This window comes from Pseudonocardia kunmingensis, assembly GCF_006716445.1.
GTDB lineage: Bacteria > Actinomycetota > Actinomycetes > Mycobacteriales > Pseudonocardiaceae > Pseudonocardia > Pseudonocardia kunmingensis.
Map to the genome: position 1 here is coordinate 2,084,929 of NZ_VFPA01000001.1, position 16,899 is coordinate 2,101,827.

General features: G+C 75.1%; 17 protein-coding genes. 9 read left to right on the plus strand and 8 right to left on the minus strand.

Translation table 11 applies throughout. The features are described from left to right. Positions 1-5: 5 nt before the first annotated feature. Positions 6-902: a hypothetical protein gene (locus FB558_RS09920; protein WP_142050706.1), complete on the minus strand. Its 897-nt coding sequence runs from the start codon at positions 900-902 to the stop codon at positions 6-8. A 434-nt stretch (positions 903-1,336) separates the two neighbouring features. Here FB558_RS09920 and FB558_RS09925 point away from each other — a divergent pair, with 434 nt between their 5' ends. Both FB558_RS09925 and FB558_RS09930 read left to right on the plus strand, forming a co-directional pair. Next, positions 1,337-1,828, plus strand: a complete 492-nt coding sequence (locus FB558_RS09925; RefSeq protein ID WP_142050708.1) for a hypothetical protein — start codon at positions 1,337-1,339, stop codon at positions 1,826-1,828. A 135-nt stretch (positions 1,829-1,963) separates the two neighbouring features. After that, positions 1,964-2,746, plus strand: a complete 783-nt coding sequence (locus FB558_RS09930; RefSeq protein ID WP_170231261.1) for an ESX secretion-associated protein EspG — start codon at positions 1,964-1,966, stop codon at positions 2,744-2,746. Positions 2,747-2,750: 4 nt separating this feature from the next. Here FB558_RS09930 and FB558_RS09935 read toward each other — a convergent pair whose 3' ends face one another. Together FB558_RS09935 and FB558_RS09940 are read right to left on the minus strand one after the other, a co-directional pair. Further along, positions 2,751-3,110, minus strand: coding sequence for a hypothetical protein (locus tag FB558_RS09935; RefSeq protein WP_142050714.1), 360 nt, complete (start codon positions 3,108-3,110; stop codon positions 2,751-2,753). Between the two features lie 264 nt (positions 3,111-3,374). Continuing rightward, positions 3,375-4,613 carry an amidohydrolase gene (locus FB558_RS09940; protein ID WP_142050717.1) on the minus strand — a complete coding sequence of 413 codons (1,239 nt, stop codon included), beginning with the start codon at positions 4,611-4,613 and terminating at the stop codon, positions 3,375-3,377. A gap of 393 nt (positions 4,614-5,006) precedes the next feature. On the opposite strand from FB558_RS09940, the gene FB558_RS09945 reads away from it, so the two are divergent. From FB558_RS09945 to FB558_RS09955, 3 genes are read left to right on the plus strand one after another with little or no spacing between them, the layout of a single operon-like run. Further along, positions 5,007-6,620 carry a serine/threonine-protein kinase gene (locus FB558_RS09945; protein WP_142050720.1) on the plus strand — a complete coding sequence of 538 codons (1,614 nt, stop codon included), beginning with the start codon at positions 5,007-5,009 and terminating at the stop codon, positions 6,618-6,620. Between the two features lie 26 nt (positions 6,621-6,646). Further along, the gene (locus tag FB558_RS09950; protein ID WP_142050723.1) at positions 6,647-7,429 is read left to right on the plus strand and encodes a purine-nucleoside phosphorylase; all 783 of its coding nucleotides are present in this window, start codon (positions 6,647-6,649) and stop codon (positions 7,427-7,429) included. Beyond that, complete coding sequence (locus FB558_RS09955; RefSeq protein WP_142050726.1) at positions 7,426-9,033, plus strand: phospho-sugar mutase; 1,608 nt, start codon at positions 7,426-7,428, stop codon at positions 9,031-9,033. The genes FB558_RS09950 and FB558_RS09955 overlap by 4 nt, the downstream gene beginning before the upstream one ends. On the opposite strand, the gene FB558_RS09960 is transcribed toward FB558_RS09955, so the two are convergent. Continuing rightward, a complete protein-coding gene (locus FB558_RS09960) occupies positions 9,011-9,757 on the minus strand; it encodes an SGNH/GDSL hydrolase family protein (RefSeq protein WP_142050729.1) in 747 nt (248 codons plus the stop codon). The genes FB558_RS09955 and FB558_RS09960 overlap by 23 nt on opposite strands. A gap of 70 nt (positions 9,758-9,827) precedes the next feature. Between FB558_RS09960 and FB558_RS09965 the strand changes: the two genes are divergently transcribed. Together FB558_RS09965 and FB558_RS09970 are read left to right on the plus strand one after the other, a co-directional pair. Continuing rightward, positions 9,828-10,286, plus strand: coding sequence for a flavodoxin family protein (locus FB558_RS09965; protein ID WP_142050733.1), 459 nt, complete (start codon positions 9,828-9,830; stop codon positions 10,284-10,286). Positions 10,287-10,299: 13 nt separating this feature from the next. Continuing rightward, on the plus strand, positions 10,300-10,863 hold the full coding sequence (locus FB558_RS09970; protein WP_142050736.1) for a TetR/AcrR family transcriptional regulator: 564 nt from the start codon (positions 10,300-10,302) through the stop codon (positions 10,861-10,863). Here the strand turns inward: FB558_RS09970 and upp are convergent. Together upp and FB558_RS09980 are read right to left on the minus strand one after the other, a co-directional pair. After that, entirely contained in the window at positions 10,860-11,483 is a 624-nt protein-coding gene (gene upp, locus FB558_RS09975) for a uracil phosphoribosyltransferase (RefSeq protein WP_142050739.1), read from the minus strand. The genes FB558_RS09970 and upp overlap by 4 nt on opposite strands. Positions 11,484-11,493: 10 nt before the next feature. Next, positions 11,494-11,919: a winged helix-turn-helix transcriptional regulator gene (locus FB558_RS09980; RefSeq protein ID WP_142050742.1), complete on the minus strand. Its 426-nt coding sequence runs from the start codon at positions 11,917-11,919 to the stop codon at positions 11,494-11,496. Between the two features lie 102 nt (positions 11,920-12,021). Here FB558_RS09980 and FB558_RS09985 point away from each other — a divergent pair, with 102 nt between their 5' ends. Further along, positions 12,022-13,398 carry an MFS transporter gene (locus tag FB558_RS09985; RefSeq protein ID WP_142050745.1) on the plus strand — a complete coding sequence of 459 codons (1,377 nt, stop codon included), beginning with the start codon at positions 12,022-12,024 and terminating at the stop codon, positions 13,396-13,398. Positions 13,399-13,448: 50 nt separating this feature from the next. Here the strand turns inward: FB558_RS09985 and FB558_RS09990 are convergent, their stop codons facing one another. After that, positions 13,449-14,864 (minus strand): metallophosphoesterase family protein, encoded by a 1,416-nt coding sequence (locus FB558_RS09990; protein ID WP_211366258.1) that lies wholly within the window; start codon positions 14,862-14,864, stop codon positions 13,449-13,451. Between the two features lie 254 nt (positions 14,865-15,118). After that, positions 15,119-16,033: a haloalkane dehalogenase gene (locus FB558_RS09995; protein WP_142050747.1), complete on the minus strand. Its 915-nt coding sequence runs from the start codon at positions 16,031-16,033 to the stop codon at positions 15,119-15,121. Positions 16,034-16,385: 352 nt separating this feature from the next. Between FB558_RS09995 and FB558_RS10000 the strand changes: the two genes are divergently transcribed. Then, positions 16,386-16,622 (plus strand): hypothetical protein, encoded by a 237-nt coding sequence (locus tag FB558_RS10000; RefSeq protein ID WP_094929587.1) that lies wholly within the window; start codon positions 16,386-16,388, stop codon positions 16,620-16,622. Positions 16,623-16,899: the final 277 nt, after the last annotated feature.

A 16,899-nucleotide genomic window follows, 5' to 3' on the forward strand; every position in this document is an offset into this window, starting at 1 on the left:
GCCCGTCACCAGGTGTACCCGCGTGCACGGAACGCGGACCGCAGGGCGGCGAGGACGCGGCTGAACGCCCGCAGGTCCTCCAAGGTGGCGACCACGACGATCCATCCACGTCGTTCGAGGTCCGCTCGCCTCGCTCGATCGTGTTCTTCCTGCCCCGCATGGGCCGCAACGCCGTCGTACTCGAGCATGATCCGCAGTTGTGGCCACGCGAGGTCGAGGCGGTAGATCTCCTTCCCGGCGGCGTCGGTGACGGGCCAGTTCACCTCCGGAACCGGGAACCCGTTCTCGACGATCTTCAGCCGGATCCAGCTCTCCGCAGGCGAATCGACCCGTTCCGATGCCAGGTCGAGCAGGCTCGCCGCGCGCACGGTGCCCCGCGGATCCAGCCGCCGCTCGAGCCGCGCGGCGACCTGCCTGCGGAACAGCTCGTGCGAAGCGCGCGCGGCCCCGAGCGCCTGGTCGGCCACGGCGAGCGCGTCCTGGGGGCGCAGGAGGCAGAGGAGATCGGCGATCACCCGGTCGAGCGGCAGCACCCGCACCCCCTCGAGCTCGAGGACGTCCTCCGCGAACTGCGACCCGTGGTGGACGACGAGGCCGTTTCTGCTGCGGGTGCGGTACCCGTACGGCAGGAGGATGTGGGTGTCCGGCGAGTCCGCGGCGGGGCAGCCGTGCAGGGCGGCGGCGGTGGCACCGGTGATGGCGGAGTGCGGACCCGCGGACAGGGTGGCGGCTGCCGCTCGCGTCCAGGGGTCGAGCATCCGGCCGGGCTCGACGAGCACACCCCGCCACAGCGGGCGCAGTTCCTTGTTGGCGACGGCGTGCGCGACCCGGTGCCGGCCGAAGACCGCGACGAGGTGGGAACGCAGGTGCGCGCCGTGCAGACCTGGGACCGGGAGTGCCATGTGGACGACGCTGCCGGACGAGGGAGCGGTGTGGGCAGGACGTCTCGATCCTGTGGACAACTGCGAGACGATGTGGACAACTGGCCGCGCTCGCCCTGTCAGCACGCGACATTCGCCCGGACGAGACGGGAGACTCGCCCTGGCAGTTCGGGAGACTCGCCCCTGCCGGACAGGGCGAGTCTCGTCTGCGCCGGCGACAGGCGGTTGACGGTGGACCACACACCGTCTTAACGTCATCGCGCCAGGTGAATCCACAGCGACCCCGCACCGTGCTGCACAAGTGCATAGCGGAAAGCAGTGACGACCCGTGTGTCCACATGTCCACGGGGCCCGGTGATCCCGCCACGCGTAACACCGCGCCGCGGATCCGTTCGCCACGCCGGCCCAGCCGCGCCGCGAACACGCCACCGTCCACCGGCGACCCAGGATCCGTCATGCCCCCAGATGTCCCTCAAGTTGTCCACGTCACCAGCCACATCCACACCGACGGGCCGATCCCCGGCCCCCACTCCCTGCTCACCCTCGTCTCCGCGGCCCACCCGGCCGGCGGTGGACGACCGACCTCCATGTTCACCGTCAACGTCCGCGAGCTGCCCGGCGCCACCCTGCACCCGGTCGCCCTCCAGTCCTGGAGGCGACGGGCGGAGGACTGGCTCTCCACCCGCCGGGCCAGCCGTCCACCCGCCCTCGCGATGAACGCCTACGTCCGGTGGCTCGAGCGGCTGCCCGGGCGGCCGGTGTTCGTGGCCGACACCGCCGATCCGGACTACCTGTTCCTGTACTGGTACCTGCAGCGCTTCACCGGGGACTGGCCGTTCCCCAGCACCCTCGGCGACGCCGCGCTGCACGACCGGATGGCCTGCACGACCCTCTGCCCGCTCTCCGGGTGCCGGACGCCGAACGCGTCGCTGGCCCGCACGAGCTGACGAGGTCGCCCCAACCGGTGGCCGGTGCTGCCCGCGGCAGCACCGGCCACCGGTACGTCCGGCACCGTTCACACCTGCACACGTTCTTCGGTGAACCGGGCCCACGGCGCGGGCGCCGCGCCTACCGTCCCGTCCGTGACCGAACCCGTGCCCGTCCTCGACACCCGCAGGCACGCGCTCACCGCGGTCGAGTTCGACGTGTTGTGGGAGTGGCTGGGCCTCGGTCCCACCCCGGTCGTGCTGCAGATCCCCTCGCCCGGACGCAGCCACGCCGAGCGGCGCAGCGTGCAGGCCGACGCCTGGCGCGGGATGCGCGAACGCGGGCTCGCCGGATCCGACGGGCCCGCGGCCGAGCTCGTCCGCCTCCTGCACCTGCTCGCCCGGCCCACCGAGCAGATGGAGCTGCGCGCGGTGTGGGAGCAGGAGGTCCGCGTGCTGGGGGCCGCCCGCGCGGGCGTCGCCGCGCTCGGGCACCGGGCCGGCAGCACGGTCACGATCTCGGCGTGCGGTTCGCTCCCGTCCGCGGTCGTTGCCGCGTTCCCGCCGGCCGTCCGCGGGCCGGGCCGGGCCTGCACGGCGCCCACCGCCGTGCTCACCGGCGTCCCCGTGGCCGACGCCCGCCCGGCGCTGCTGCGGCGCGGGATCCCGGCGGCCGAGGTGAGCCTGCTCGTCCGCATGCTCACCGGCGTCGACCGCCGCGCTCAGGTCGTGGCGCTCGCCGCCGACCGCTGGGGAGTGCTGCGTCGCGCGGGCGGCGTCCTCGGCGTGCTGGACGGCCCCCGCGGCCGCTACCTGCTCACCCGCAGCACCGGCGACGACGGCACCGAGTGGGCGACGGTCGCCCCCGCCGACGCCCGCGAGCTCCGGCACCGGGTCACGCAGCTGCTGGCCACCGCGAACGCGGCCGCCGCCGGCTGACCGGCTACCGGTCCACGCGGGCGGTCAGCCCGCGACCGACCACGGCACCGGCCACGCCTGCGAGCACCGTCAGCCCGGCGAGCAGGATCGCCACCCACCCGAGGCCGGCGGCGAGCAGGCCGACCGCCGCCGACGTCGCACCGACCGCCAGGCCGGTGCGCGCCACCGCGGCCCCGGTCCGGTCCCGGGAGACGTAGCGGGCGGCCGCCGCCGTCAGCAGGATCGCGAGCAGCCCGCCCAGCGGAGCGAGCACGGCGGTGGGCGGGAGGACGAAGTACGCGACGTCGTCCGCGAACTGCGCGCCGAGCCCGGCGAGCAGGACGGCGCCCGTGGGAACGCGGGAGGTGGCAGGCAGGGTGGTCATGCCTCCGATCGTCCGCGCGGGCAGACCGCCGGCCATCAGGGTTCCCCCCGACCCACCCCCGATCCGCGAGTCCCCCGAACCGACAGCGCGAGTCCCCCGAACCGACAGGGCGAGTCCCTCGAACCGGTCCGGATGGGAGCCCCGCCCCGTCGGAACGGGAGACTCACCCCGTCCGGACGGGAGACTCGCCCTGTCCGAAACGGGAGACTCACCCTGCCCGGACGGGAGACTCGCCCCGTCCGAACGGGAGACTCGCGGGGTGGGTCAGGTGGTCAGGGCCGTGAGGGCGGCGTGGGTGAGGACGCGGACGCCGAAGGGCAGCGCGCGTTCGTCGAGGTCGAACGTGGGCTGGTGGAGGTCGCGCATCGGGCCCTGGCCGGGCCAGACGCCGAGCCGGGCCATGGAGCCGGGAACGTGCTCGAGGTACCAGGCGAAGTCCTCGCCGCCGCTCGACTGCTCCGTGCCCGCCGAGGCGTCGGGGCCGCGGACGGTGACGGCGGCGTCGGCGAGCATGCCGGCGCTGACCTCGTCGTTGACGACCGGCGGCACGCCGCGGATGTGCTCGAGCTCGTAGGTGACCCCGGTGGGGGCGAGCACGGACGCGACCAGCTGCTGGATCGTGCCCTCGAGCTCACCCCAGGTGGCGTGGTCGGCGGTGCGCAGCGTGCCCCGGAGCACGCCGTGCTGCGGGATCGCGTTGGCCGCCTCGCCCGCCTGGACGGCGCCCCAGACGAGGACGGTGCCCGAGCGCGGGTCGACCTGCCGGGTGAGCAGCAGCGGGACCTGCGTGATGAGCAGGCCGATGGCCTCGACGAGGTCGGCGGTGAGGTGCGGGCGGGACGTGTGCCCACCCGGGGACTTCAGCCGCACCTCGACCACGTCGCAGGCCGAGGTGATCGGCCCGACGCGGGTGCCGAGCCTCCCGACCTCCAGCCGGGGGTCGCAGTGCAGCGCGAAGATCCGTTCGACGCCCTCCATGGCGCCGTCGGCGACCATGTCGATGGCGCCGCCGGGCTGCACCTCCTCGGCGTGCTGGAAGACCAGCCGCACGCGGCCGGGCAGCGCCGGTGCGGAGGCGAGCGCGAGGCCCGTGCCGAGCAGCATCGCGGTGTGGGCGTCGTGGCCGCAGGCGTGCATGACGCCGTCGACCGTGGACGCGAACTCCAGGTCGGTGGCCTCCGGGAGGGGCAGCGCGTCGAGGTCGGCCCGCAGGGCGACGCAGCGCTCGCCGTAGCCGACGTCGCAGACCAGTCCGGTGCCGCCGGGCAGGGTGCGGGGCTCGAGGCCGGCGGCCATCAGCTGCTGCGCGACGAGCTGCGTGGAGCGCTGCTCGGCGCGGCCGAGCTCCGGTGCCGCGTGCAGCCGGCGCCGCCAGGCCACCACGTCGGCGCGGTGGGCAGCGAGCCAGGAGTCGAGCCACGCGGGCCCGCTACCGGCGCCGAGGTCGGCGACGGCGAGGTCGGCGGACGGCACGAGGTCGGGGTGCGCCTCCAGGAGGGTCACCGGGCACCACCGCGCCCGTTCACCGCCGGTCGATCCGCGACGGCGCGGTGCGGCGCCGGACCGCGCATCGAGGCTGCTCTGGCGTGCATCTCCCAATGGTGCTCACCCGGACGGCGGTAGACCAACCGGAATCGGGCCGCGTGGCGGTTTCGGCGCCGAGGTGTTGCCGATCTGAGGCAGGCGGGCGCACACGTGGTGACGAACGGTCGCGTCCTGGTGCGCCGAACGGGGATTCGCGCCGCTCGTCGCAGGTGAGCGATCGCGGCGGGTGCTCGCATGCCCTGAGAGCTACCCGTTGCCCCGCCCGCGACGCGCGTGCCGCCCGACACCACCCGGAGCGGTGATCCGGGGGCCGAGGGCGCGCGGTGGCGTCCGGCTCGTCAGAATGGGCAGGTGACGCAGGAGGGCTCGGACGTCGAGCAGGTGCGGCGGATCGGTGGCAGGTACACCCTGTCCGGTCTGCTGGGCGCCGGCGCCATGGGCACCGTCTGGTCGGGTTTCGACGAGGTGCTGCAGCGCCGCGTCGCGGTGAAGGAGCTCAAGGTCCCGCCCGGCGTACCGGCCCACGAGGCCGAGGAGGCGCGCGAACGGATGATGCGGGAGGCGCGGGCCCTCGGCGGCCTGTCGCACCCGAACATCATCACCGTCTTCGACGTCGTGGACGTCGACGGCGAGCCGATGGTCGTGATGGAGCTCGTGCCGTCGCGCAACCTGGCCACGATGATCGGGGACCACGGCACGCTCTCCATGTCGCAGGTCGCCGTGGTCGGCTTCGCCACGGCGGGCGGGTTGCGCGCCGCGCACCGCAGCGGGATCACCCACCGCGACGTCAAGCCCGGCAACGTCCTCATCGCCGACGACGGTCGGGTCAAGCTCACCGACTTCGGCATCGCCCGCAACGTCGCCGACGCCCCGATGACGAGCGCGGGCCTGGTGCTCGGCTCGCCCGCCTACATCGCGCCCGAGGTGGCGATGGGGCAGCTGGTCACGCCGGCGGCCGACCTGTGGGGGCTGGGCGCCACGCTGTTCGCGGCGGTCGAGGGCCGCCCGCCCTACGACGTCAACGGCGATCCGGTCGCCACGATCACCGAGGTCGTGGACGGGGAGGTGCCGCGCCCGCGCGGGTCGGGCCCGGTCGTCGACGTGATCGCGGCGTTGATGCGCAAGGAGCCGGACGCGCGGATGCCGCTGGAGGAGGTGCGCCAGCGCCTGCGGCCGCTGATCGAGGACCCGGACGACCCGGTCTACCCCGGCTCGCCCGACGCGCCGACGATCGGCTCCGGCATCACCGTGCCCAGCCCGCCGCGGGCCGAGCACACCGGCCGGGCCGCGTCCGCCCCCCTCGCGCCGAGCCCGACGGGGGCACGGGCGCCGGTGGGCGCGGCGCCGCTCGCCACCTCACCGGGCGCGCTGCCGGTACCGCCACGCGGCCCGTCGGCGAGCCGCTCCGCCCGGATGGCGGCCCGCCCGGCCCCGCAGCGCACGGTCACCGGGGCCGCCGCCGTCGGCCTCGTGGTCGCGGGCGCCGCCGTGGTGCTGGCGGGGGTCGTCGGCGGCTGGAGCGTCACGCGGATGCTGGGCGGCCAGTCCCCGTCCACGACGGTGAACGTCACGTCGGCGAGCACGCAGCTGCAGCAGCACAGCGACGAGCTCGGCTTCACGATCCCGGTGCCCCGGGACTGGACGCCCTACCCGCACCAGCCCGTGGACGGCGAGCCGTCGGTGAGCTTCGTGAGCCCGGACGGCAGTGAGGCGCTCACGGTGCAACGCGCCGCGTCCCGGGAGGACGCGCAGTCCGTGCCGGGCGTCGTGCTGGAGCAGTCGGCGTCGGGAGACGCCGTGGAGCTGGTCTACAGCGACGACCTGCGCACCTCGTGGCGGCACGTCCTGCCCGCCGACGAGGGCGTCTGGACGGTCACGCTGACGGTGCCCCAGCGCGCGGCCGGCGCCACCTCGGCGGCGTTGTTCGAGCTGCTGGTGGACGGCTTCGCGCCGACGACGACCTGATCGCGCGCACCCGTAGGCTGCCGGGCATGAACGACCCCGCAGCGGCCGCCGCGGCCATCGCCGAAGCCACCGGCGTCGACACCCATGACGTCGCCGTGGTGCTGGGATCGGGCTGGCGCCCCGCCGCCGACGTCCTCGGCGCACCGGAGCACGAGCTCGCCATGGCCGACCTGCCCGGGTTCCGCCCGCCGGGCGTGGCCGGCCACACGGGCACCGTGCGCTCGGTCCGCGTCGGCGAGCGCCGGGCGCTCGTGCTGCTGGGCCGCACCCACCTGTACGAGGGCCACGGCGTGGAGCCCGTGGTGCACGGCGTCCGCACCGCCGCCGCCGCGGGGTGCCGCACGGTCGTGCTCACGAACGCGGCAGGCGGGATCCGGGACGGGATGCGGGTCGGCGAGCCCGTGCTGATCTCCGACCACCTCAACCTGACCAGCCTGTCGCCGCTGGTGGGGCCCCGGTTCACCGACCTCACGGACCTCTACTCGCCGCGGCTGCGCGCGCTGGCCCGGGAGATCGATCCGCAGCTGACCGAGGGCGTCTACGTCGGGCTGCCCGGCCCGCACTTCGAGACACCCGCCGAGATCCGCATGTTCCGGGGACTGGGCGCCGACCTCGTCGGGATGTCCACTGTGCTGGAGGCGATCGCGGCGCGCGCGGAGGGCGTCGAGGTGTTCGGCCTGTCGCTCGTCACGAACCTGGCCGCCGGGATCACCGGCGAGCCGCTCGACCACCACGAGGTGCTCGCCGCGGGCGCCGCCTCGGCGGGACGGATGGGCGAGCTGCTGCGCGACCTGATCAGCCGGGCATGACGCTCCGCCCCGCGCTGCGCGACGCGGCCCTGCGCTGGGTCGCCGACGACCCCGACCCGGTCACGCGCGAGGAGCTGCAGCGGGTGCTGGCGTCGGCGATGGCGGGCGCGGACGGTGCGGTCGACGAGCTGGCCGACCGGATGTCGGGGATGCTCCGCTTCGGCACGGCGGGCCTGCGCGGGCCGGTGCGGGCGGGCCCGGCCGGCATGAACGTCGCCGTCGTCCGCCGGGCGACGGCCGGGCTCGCCTCGTGGCTGGCCCGCGCCGGCACGCGCGGCGCGGTCGTCGTGGGCCGGGACGCGCGGCACGGCTCGGCGGCGTTCGCAGGCGCGGCGGCCGAGGTGCTGGCCGGAGCCGGGTTCACCGTGCGCGTCCTGCCCGCGCCGCTCCCGACGCCGGTGCTCGCGTTCGCGGTGCGGCACCTGGGCGCCGTGGCGGGCGTCCAGATCACGGCCTCGCACAACCCGCCTGCCGACAACGGCTACAAGGTCTACCTCGCCGACGGCGCGCAGCTCGCCCCGCCGTCGGACGCCGAGATCGAGGCCGCGATCGCGGCGGCGCCTGCCGCGGTGAGCATCCCGACGAGCGCGACGGCCACCGAGGTCGACGTCACCGAGGCCTACCTCGAGCGCGTCGCGGGCCTGCCCCGCGGGCCGGCGCGGTCGCTGCGGGTGGCGCTCACCCCGATGCACGGCGTCGGCGGCGCCACCGCCGTGCACGCGCTGCACCGGGCCGGGTTCACCGACGTGCACGTCGTCTCCGCGCAGGCGGCGCCGGACCCGGAATTCCCGACCGTCGCGTTCCCCAACCCGGAGGAGCCGGGCGCCACCGACGCGCTGCTCGCGCTGGCCGCGGACGTCGGCGCGGACCTGGCGATCGCCCTCGACCCGGACGCCGACCGGTGCGCCCTCGCCGTCCCCCGCCCCGGCGGTGGGTGGCGGATGCTGAGCGGGGACGAGACCGGAGTGCTGCTGGGCGACCACCTGCTGCGCGCGGGCGGCTACTCGGATCCGCTGGTGGCCACCACGGTGGTGTCGTCGTCGATGCTGCGTTCCGTGGCCGCCGCCTACGGCGTGCGCTACGCCGAGACGCTCACCGGGTTCAAGTGGATCGTGCGCGGCGGGCCCGGGCTCGTGTACGGGTACGAGGAAGCGCTGGGCTACTGCGTGGACCCCGACGCCGTGCGCGACAAGGACGGCATCGCGGCCGCCGTGCTGGCCTGCGACCTCGCCGCCGCTCTTGCGGCCGCGGGCCGGAGCCTGCCGGACCGGCTCGACGAGCTGGCCGTCGCGCACGGGGTGCACCTCACCGAGGGGCTGTCGCTGCGCATGGACCCGCAGGCCCGCGACGCCGCGGCCGCCCGGCTGCGGGCCGCGCCGCCGCAGGGCTGGGCGAGCGAGCTCCCCGCCCCGGACGTGCTGGTGCTGCGCCGCGCGGGCGAGCGGCTGGTGGTGCGCCCCTCGGGCACGGAGCCGAAGCTGAAGGCCTACCTCGAGGTGGTGGAGCCGGTGCCGGACGCCGCCGGGCTCCCCGCGGCGCGCGGCGCCGCCGAGGCCCGGCTGGACGCGCTGCGCACCGAGGTCACGAGCCTGCTGGCCGGCTGACGCCGGGCCGGTGGGCGAGGACGTCGAGGATCTCCCGCTCCCACATCTCGGCGATCCGGCGGTAGCCCCGGGCGTTCGGGTGCAGGCCGTCGGCGAGCCCGGCCGGCGTCAACAGGTCGGTGGCGTCGACGAACCGCATGGGGTGGCCGCGCTCCCAGAACCCGGCGACGGTCACGGCGCTCAGGCGCTCGAACTCCTCGCGGTCCCGGCCGTCACCGGGCAGCGGCGCCCACACACCCGCCACGACGACGTGCGCGTCCGACACCCGCGCGATCTCGGCGAGGACACCCTCCAGTCGCTCCGCGGCCTCCGCGGGCGATGCCCCCTGCAGCAGGTCGTTGGTGCCGTTGTGCAGCAGCACGACGTCCGGACGCGCGCTGCGCACCCACTGCGCCACCCGGGGCCGCATCTGCTCCAGCGTGATGCCGTTGTGGCCCTCGTGGTCGCGGTCGGGCACCGAGTCGGGGCCGTCGCGCTGCGAACCGACGAGGTCGACCGACAGGCCGTCGCGCGCCAGCAGCTCCTGCAGCGGGCCCCGGTAGCCCGCCGTCTCCGGGCTGCCGACGCCGACCGTGCTGGACGCGCCGAGCGGCATGATCCGCACCGTGGCGGGGGCCGTCCCGGCACTGCGGTGCAGCGGGGGCGTGCCGGACGGCACACCCGCGAGCACCGCGGCCAGGCAGGCCAGCACCAGCAACCCGCGGCCGAACCGGACCGACCCCACCCGTCCCCCATCGCGTCGACCAGTGCCCCGAGAGTATCGGGAGCGCGAGGCGCGGTGGGAGCATTCGGGCGTGGCCCGGTTGCTGATCGTCCACCACACGCCCTCGCCCGCCACGGCGGAGCTGCTCGACGCCGTGGTGCGGGGCGCGTCCGATCCGGAGATCACCGGCGTCGAGGTGGTGCGGCGGGCGGCCCTGGCGGCCACGGCGCCGGACCTGCTCGCCGCCGACGCGGTCGTGCTCGGCACCCCGGCCAACATCGGCTACATGTCCGGGGCGCTCAAGCACTTCTTCGACACCGTCTACTACGTGTGCGGCGACGACACGCGCGGCCTGCCCTACGGCCTCTACGTGCACGGCAACCTCGGTGTGGAGGGCGCCGTCCGTGCCGTCGGGTCCATCACCGAGGGCATGGGCTGGACGCGCGCCGCCGCGCCGGTGGAGGTCACCGGCGCGCCGGACAAGGCCGCGCTGGAGGCGTGCTGGGAGCTCGGCGCCGTCGTCGCCGCGGGCATCGCGGAGGGCGACTGACTACCCTGCTGCCGTGGCCCGACCCAAGGTCCATGACGCCGCGCTCCGCGCGCAGCTGCTGACGCGGGCCCGTGAGCTGCTCTCGTCCGACGGCACGGACGGGGTGAGCCTGCGGGTGCTCGCACGCGACTGCGGCACGTCCACGACCGCCGTCTACTCGCTCTTCGGCGGCAAGCCCGAGCTGCTCGGGGAGCTGCTGGACGAGGCGCTGCGGCGGTTCACCGCCCACGTGGACGCCGTACGCGCGGAGGACGACCCCGTCGCCGCCCTCGTCCGCCTCGCGGGTGCCTACCGGCGTGCGGCGCTGGCCGCGCCGCAGCTGTTCGACGCGATGTTCGGCGGCGCACTCCCGCCCGCCACCGCCCACGCGGCGCTGCGACCGCTGCGGGAGCTGGTGCAGCGCGGGGTGGCCCGCGGGTCCCTGCGCCCCGACCTCGACCCGGCCACCGCGGCACTCACGCTCTGGGCCACCGTGCACGGCTGGGTCTCCCTGCAGCGCCGCCACCTGCTGCCCGAGGGCCGCGACCGCCTGGAGGACGCCGTGCGCGGGGTGCTGGACGGCTGGCGGCCCGCCTAGACGGCCCCGAACTGCCGGTCGCCCGCATCGCCCAGTCCCGGGACGATGAACGCCGAGTCGTTGAGGCGCTCGTCGATGCTCGCGGTGACCACGCGGACGGGCAGGCCGCTGTCGCGCAGGTGGGCCACTCCTTCCGGCGCTGCGAGGACGCAGATCGCCGTGACGTCCGACGCGCCGCGCTCGGTGAGCAGCCGGATCGTGTGGACCATGGAGCCCCCGGTGGCCAGCATCGGGTCGAGCACGAACACCGGCCGGCCCTGCAGCGACTCCGGCAGCGACTCCATGTAGGGCACCGGCAGGTGGGTCTCCTCGTCGCGGGCGAGCCCGACGAACCCCATCTGCGCCTCCGGCATGAGCCCGAGCGCGGAGTCGGCCATCCCGAGCCCGGCCCGCAGCACCGGCACGAGCAGCGGTGGCGCCGCGAGCCGGTAGCCGGTGGTCCGCGCCACCGGGGTGTGCAGCGGCGCCGTGGCCAGCGGGGCGTCGCGGGTGGCCTCGTAGATGAGCATCAGGGTGAGGTCGCGCAGGGCCGCGCGGAAGGCCGCGTTCTCGGTGCGCGCGTCGCGCAGCTCCGAGAGGCGCGCCTTGGCCAGTGGGTGGTCGACGACCTGCACGTCCATGGGCCAGAGGTTAGAGGGCCACGCGGGTGTCGTAGGTGGTGCGGGCGGCGGCGATCTCCTGCTGGTGCGACTCGGTCCAGGTCACCAGCGCCTGGATCGTCTCGTGCAGCGAGGCGCCGAGCGGCGTGAGCTCGTAGTCGACCCGGGGCGGCACCACGGGGTGCACGGTGCGGCGCACGAGGCCGTCGCGTTCGAGCTGGCGCAACGTCACCGTGAGCATGCGCTGGCTGATCCCGTCGATCTCGCGGCGCAGCTCGGTGAACCGCAGGACGCGCCGGTCGAGCAGCGCTATCACCAGCAGCGACCACTTGTCGGCGACCCGGTCGAGGATCTGGCGGACCTCGCAGTCCTCGCGCGTGTCCCACTGGTGGGCCTCGCTGTAGTCGCACGCGGTGCCGCCGGGGTGCGTCGGTGACTTCGAAGTGCCTTCTTCCACAGTCGTCCATGGTGACGCACGATTCGGTCAGTTACAAGAAGGAACCGACCGAGTGGAGAAGACGCCGTGTCCGCTATCCCCGCCCCACCGCGTGCGGAACGCATGACCGCCCGCGCGTGGGGGCTCCTGCTCGTCCTGTCCGGGGCGATCTTCCTCGAGGGCATCGACGTCTCGATGATGGGCGTGGCGCTGCCGTCCATCCGCGCCGAGCTGGGCCTGTCGACCGGCTCGCTGCAGTGGGTGGTGAGCGCCTACGTCCTGGGTTACGGCGGCTTCGTCCTGCTCGGCGGGCGGGCCGCGGACCTGCTGGGACGGCGCCGGATGTTCCTGCTCTGGCTGGTCGTGTTCGTGGCGTTCTCCGGCCTCGGCGGCCTCGCCGGTGAGGGCTGGGTGCTCGTGCTCGCCCGCTTCGCGACGGGCGTGGCCGCCGCGTTCCTGGCCCCGGCAGGCCTGTCCATCATCACCACCACGTACGCCGCGGGCGCGACCCGCAACCGGGCCGTGCTCGTCTACGCCGGGGCGGGCGCGGGCGGGTTCTCGCTCGGCATGGTCGTGGGCGGGCTGCTCACGGCCGTGCACTGGCGCTGGGTGTTCTTCGCGCCGGTGGTGGTGGCCGCCGCGCTCCTCGTGGCGGCCGTCGTGCTGATCCCCCGCGAGCAGCGGCCCGCGCGCGCCACGGGCGGCTTCGACGTGGCCGGCACCGTGGCGCTCACCGGCGCGATGCTGCTCCTGGTCGTCACCGTGGTCCACGCCCCCGAGGTCGCCGTCTCGACCACCCTCGCGACGCTCGCGGGCGCCGTCGTGCTGCTCGCGGCGTTCGTCCGGATCGAGCGGCGCTCGCCCGCCCCGCTCGTGCGGCTCTCGATCCTGCGCTCCGGCCCGCTGCTGCGCGCGAACGCGGGCGCGATGCTGCTGGTCGGCTCGTTCATGGCCTTCCAGTTCACCGTGGTGCTCTACCTGCAGGAGCTGCGGGGCTGGTCGGAGGTGGAGACCGGGCTCGCGCTCGCCGTCGCCGGCATCGACGCGGTGCTCGCCCCGACGCTGACGCCGTGGCTGGTCGCCCGCTTCGGGAACGCGCGCGTCGTCGTCGCCGGGCTCGCGCTCACGGTGCTGGCCTACCTGCTGTTCCTGCCGGTCGGGGCGGACTGGGGGTTCCTGGCGATGCTGCCGTCCCTCGCCGTGCTCGGCGTCGCGTTCGCGCTGGCCTACGGGCCGCTCACGATCGCGGGCACCGAGAGCGTCGACGATCACGAGCAGGGCCTCGCCAGCGGCCTGCTGACCACGTCGTTCCAGTTCGGGGCCGCGCTCGGGCTCGCGGCGGTGTCGGCCGTCATCGTCGCGGCGACGGCGGACGCGTCCCCGGAGGTGGCGCTCGCCGGCTACCGCGCCGGCCTGGTGGTGCCGCTGGTGGCCGCGGCGCTCGGCACGGCGCTGACGGCGAGCGGCCTGCGCCGGACGCGCGTGGCGGTACACGCCTGATCCGACGAACGGCACTCTCGTCGGCTAGGAACCGACGAGAGTGGCGTTCGTCAGGGGGTTGCCCTGCCCGGCGTCTCGCTGCGCCACTCCCAGCCGCCGTCCGGGTCCCGGATCGCCCGGACGCGGTCCTCGAGCACCGGGTTGCGCTCGTGCTCGCGGCAGCCGGTGGCCGCCCAGCAGGAGAGGACGATCTCGTCGGGGCCGGCGTCGAGCCGCAGGAAGCTCTTGAACTGGGGCACGGCGTTCGAGTCGAACAGCAGCGACATCATGTTGTGCGCAGGCGCCGAGCCCCGTGCGGGCAGCGGGAAGACCCGCTCGGCCGCTCGCCGCGTGCGCGCGTCGACGTGCGACGAGCCGGCGCGCGGCGGGCTGTTGCCCACCCGCTCGGCCATGAGCGTCGTGGCGTCGTCCGGGGAGATCACCAGCCGGCCCCGGCCGAATCCGAGCAGCGCGTCGTAGCGCCGGCTGAAGTGCGCGAGGGAGTCGCCGCGCAGCGGGTAGCAGCGGAAGCCCTCCTCGTCGACGGCCGGGGCGAGCCGGTCGACGTTCGGGATCTGATGGGTGGCAGAGAGGTAGGCACCGGAGCCGCCCGCCACCAGGTACTGGATGGTCCGCCCGTCGCGCAGGCGCACGGGGTAGCGCTGGTAGTTGTGGTCGTCGCCGCCGATGCAGGCCACGTAGTGGTTCGCCGGGTCGGTGACGATCTCGTCGACGTCCCCGCCGCCCTCGACCGGGCTCTCCTGCCGGTGCGCGTAGCTGTAGATCGGTCGGCCGGTGAGCAGGATCTTCGGCCGGTCGCCCGCCGAGACCTCCCGCAGCCAGTCGGCCTGGTCGCGGTCGATGTGCCCGTCCAGCCCGGTGTCGATCAGCACCAGGCGCACCGGCCCGGCGTCGATCGCGCAGTAGGGCCCCGGCTGCCCGCCCTGCTGCGACTCCGCGTCGCGCCACCAGCGCATCTCGGCGACGTCCTCGGCGGTGGCCTTCGGCGCCCGGCGCCACAGGAGCCCGCGCAGCAACCGCCGCCACCACGGTCCGCCGGCCGCGGGCGAGGGCGCGCCCGCGGCCGGCGGGGCGTCGCAGAACGCGGTCATGAACCCGGACAGCCCGTCGTACCAGTCGTGGTTGCCGGGCAGCGCGTAGATCGGGCCCGGGTAGCCGGCGTAGGGGCGGTAGAAGCGGTCGGCGTAGGCGCGCACGCCACCCGCGGGGTACACGACGTCGCTGCACAGGACCGCGAAGTCGGTGTCGTTCGCGACCCGCTCCAGCACCGGGACCACGACGTACTGCGAGGCGTCGCCCTCCCCCGGATCGCCGAGCACCGCGACGGAGACGCGCTCGAGGCCGGCGTGGCGGGTGACGAGCCGATCGCGCGGCGGCGGCGCGACGCCGGCGGCGTGAGCGTACGCGTCGAGGCGGCGCAGCCACTCGCGACGCTGCGCGTCGGTGGGGTCGCCGAACCAGCGCACCAGCACGTCGTTGCGGGACGCGATCAGCGGCCCCGGCCGTAGCCAGGAGAAGCGGCTGCCGGGCGGCGCGAGCCCGGCCCCGATCCCGCGCTCCCGACATCCCCAGCCCGCACCGCCTGTGGAGCTGCGCGACGGCCCGGACCCGGGCGGCCCCGGCGGTTCAGGAAAGCCACTTTCCTGCCCTCCGGGTTCAGGGATGTGGCTTTCCTGAACCCCGAGACCCGTCACCTCCGGACCCGTCGCCTCCTCGCACCTCACCCGCGCACCTCGCGGACGAACGCCGCGACCGCCGCTCCGAGCTCCTCCCCGGCGTCCTCCTGCAGGAAGTGGCCCGCGCCGGTGATCGTCGGGTGCTCCCGGCCCGCCGCACCGGGCATGGCGCGGCGCAGGACCGGCTCCATCGCCGCCGTGATCGGGTCGCCATCGCTGAACGCGCACAGGAACGGCAGGTCGCTGCGGGTCAGCGCGGCCCAGGCAGCGCGGTTGGCCTCGGTCGCCGGGTCGTCAGGGCGGGTCGGCACCAGCAGCGGCATCGCCCGCGGCCCGGCCTTGAACGACTCGTCCGGGAACGGGGCGTCGTACGCGGCGCGCACCTGCGGCGTCAGGGCGGTGCGGCATCCGGACTGGACCAGGCGACCGACGTCGAGGCGCTCCGCCTTCTCGACCGCGCGGCGGAACCGCCACCACACCTCCGGCATGTCCTTGTCGCCGGTCGGCAGCCCGGTGTTGGCCGCGACGGCGGCGGCGAAGCGGTCGGGGTGCTCGGCCACCAGCCGCAGCCCGAGCAGACCGCCCCAGTCCTGCCCGACGAGCGTGACGCCGCGCAGGTCCAGCACGTCGAACAGCAGCGCGCGCAGCCACTCGACGTGCCGGGCGTAGCTGTGGTCGCCGATCTCGGCGGGCTTGTCCGAGCGGCCGAAACCGACCAGGTCCGGCGCCACCACCCGCATCCCGGCCGCCGCGAGGACCGGGATCGTCGTCCGGTACAGGAACGACCAGCTCGGCTCGCCGTGCAGGAGCAGCGCCACCGGACCGTCGGCGGGGCCGTCGGTGACCCACGCCATCCGCAGCGTCCCGCCGTCCGGATCCGGCACGTCGGCGTATCGGGGCGGGAGGTCCGGTCCGGGGAGGCCGGTGAACCGCTCGTCGGGGGTGCGGAGGGTGCGCATACCCGGATCCTGACACCCCGCGTCGCGGTGGCGGCCGTCACCTTCCGCTACCGCGCGGACGCCCCTCACGGCCGCGTTCTCGCCCGTCCGGACCGAGCCGTACCCCGTCGGCGGTACCGCTCACACCGCGGGCAGCACGACGGGGCCACGACCACCGCCGTTGATCACGGTCAGTGCCCGGATGGTCACGCATACTGCCTACACACCCCGGTCCACATGCTCAGCGTGCGACGAACGGCACCGTGAGTGATCAACTCGAACTTTCACCCTGACCCGAACGGGTGGTATGCCACGAACACTGTCACGCCGGAGCCCCCGCCGACGCTGTACTAGATGACTAGGAGGTGATCCGGTGCCGGAGAACACGACTTCCGACGAGGCGACGCTGGTCGCAGCGGCGGAGAAGCTCACGCAGTGCGACGGATACGTCGTACTGGCCGTCGACCCCCAGACCGGGGAGGTCGACGCGCACGGTCCGTTCGACGGGCTGACGGCCACCCTGAAGGCCGACCAGCTGCGCCGCGACTTCGACCGCGGCGGACTCGAGGACGTGACCGTGGGCGTCGTGCGGCTGCACAGCTCCACCTGAGCCGCAGACCGCTCGCCCGCCAGTACGCACGACCGCAAGCTCGCACGGCCGCACGACAGCGTTACGCTTCGCTCCCCCTGCACACATCCCCGCCCGCCGCCCCTCCCGCGCGGCGGGCGGTGTGCTGTATTGGATTGCCTCCGCTCCGCTCCGGCGGTTCGCGGGCCCTTCAGGCACCGTCCTGCTCCTCCGGTGCTCAGTCGCTCGTCCCTCGCTCCCTGCGCTCCTCCCCCGCAGAACGGCGCCGGCCCGCTCACACGCCCTCCCGGCCACCCGA

Bases quoted from the DNA above. Each gene is read 5' to 3' on its own strand.
- FB558_RS09920 (WP_142050706.1), bottom strand. From the start codon at position 902: ATGGCACTCCCGGTCCCAGGTCTGCACGGCGCGCACCTGCGTTCCCAC.
- FB558_RS09925 (WP_142050708.1), top strand. From the start codon at position 1,337: ATGCCCCCAGATGTCCCTCAAGTTGTCCACGTCACCAGCCACATCCAC.
- FB558_RS09935 (WP_142050714.1), bottom strand. From the start codon at position 3,110: ATGACCACCCTGCCTGCCACCTCCCGCGTTCCCACGGGCGCCGTCCTG.
- FB558_RS09950 (WP_142050723.1), top strand. From the start codon at position 6,647: ATGAACGACCCCGCAGCGGCCGCCGCGGCCATCGCCGAAGCCACCGGC.
- FB558_RS09955 (WP_142050726.1), top strand. From the start codon at position 7,426: ATGACGCTCCGCCCCGCGCTGCGCGACGCGGCCCTGCGCTGGGTCGCC.
- upp (WP_142050739.1), bottom strand. From the start codon at position 11,483: ATGGACGTGCAGGTCGTCGACCACCCACTGGCCAAGGCGCGCCTCTCG.
- FB558_RS09985 (WP_142050745.1), top strand. From the start codon at position 12,022: ATGACCGCCCGCGCGTGGGGGCTCCTGCTCGTCCTGTCCGGGGCGATC.
- FB558_RS09995 (WP_142050747.1), bottom strand. From the start codon at position 16,033: ATGCGCACCCTCCGCACCCCCGACGAGCGGTTCACCGGCCTCCCCGGA.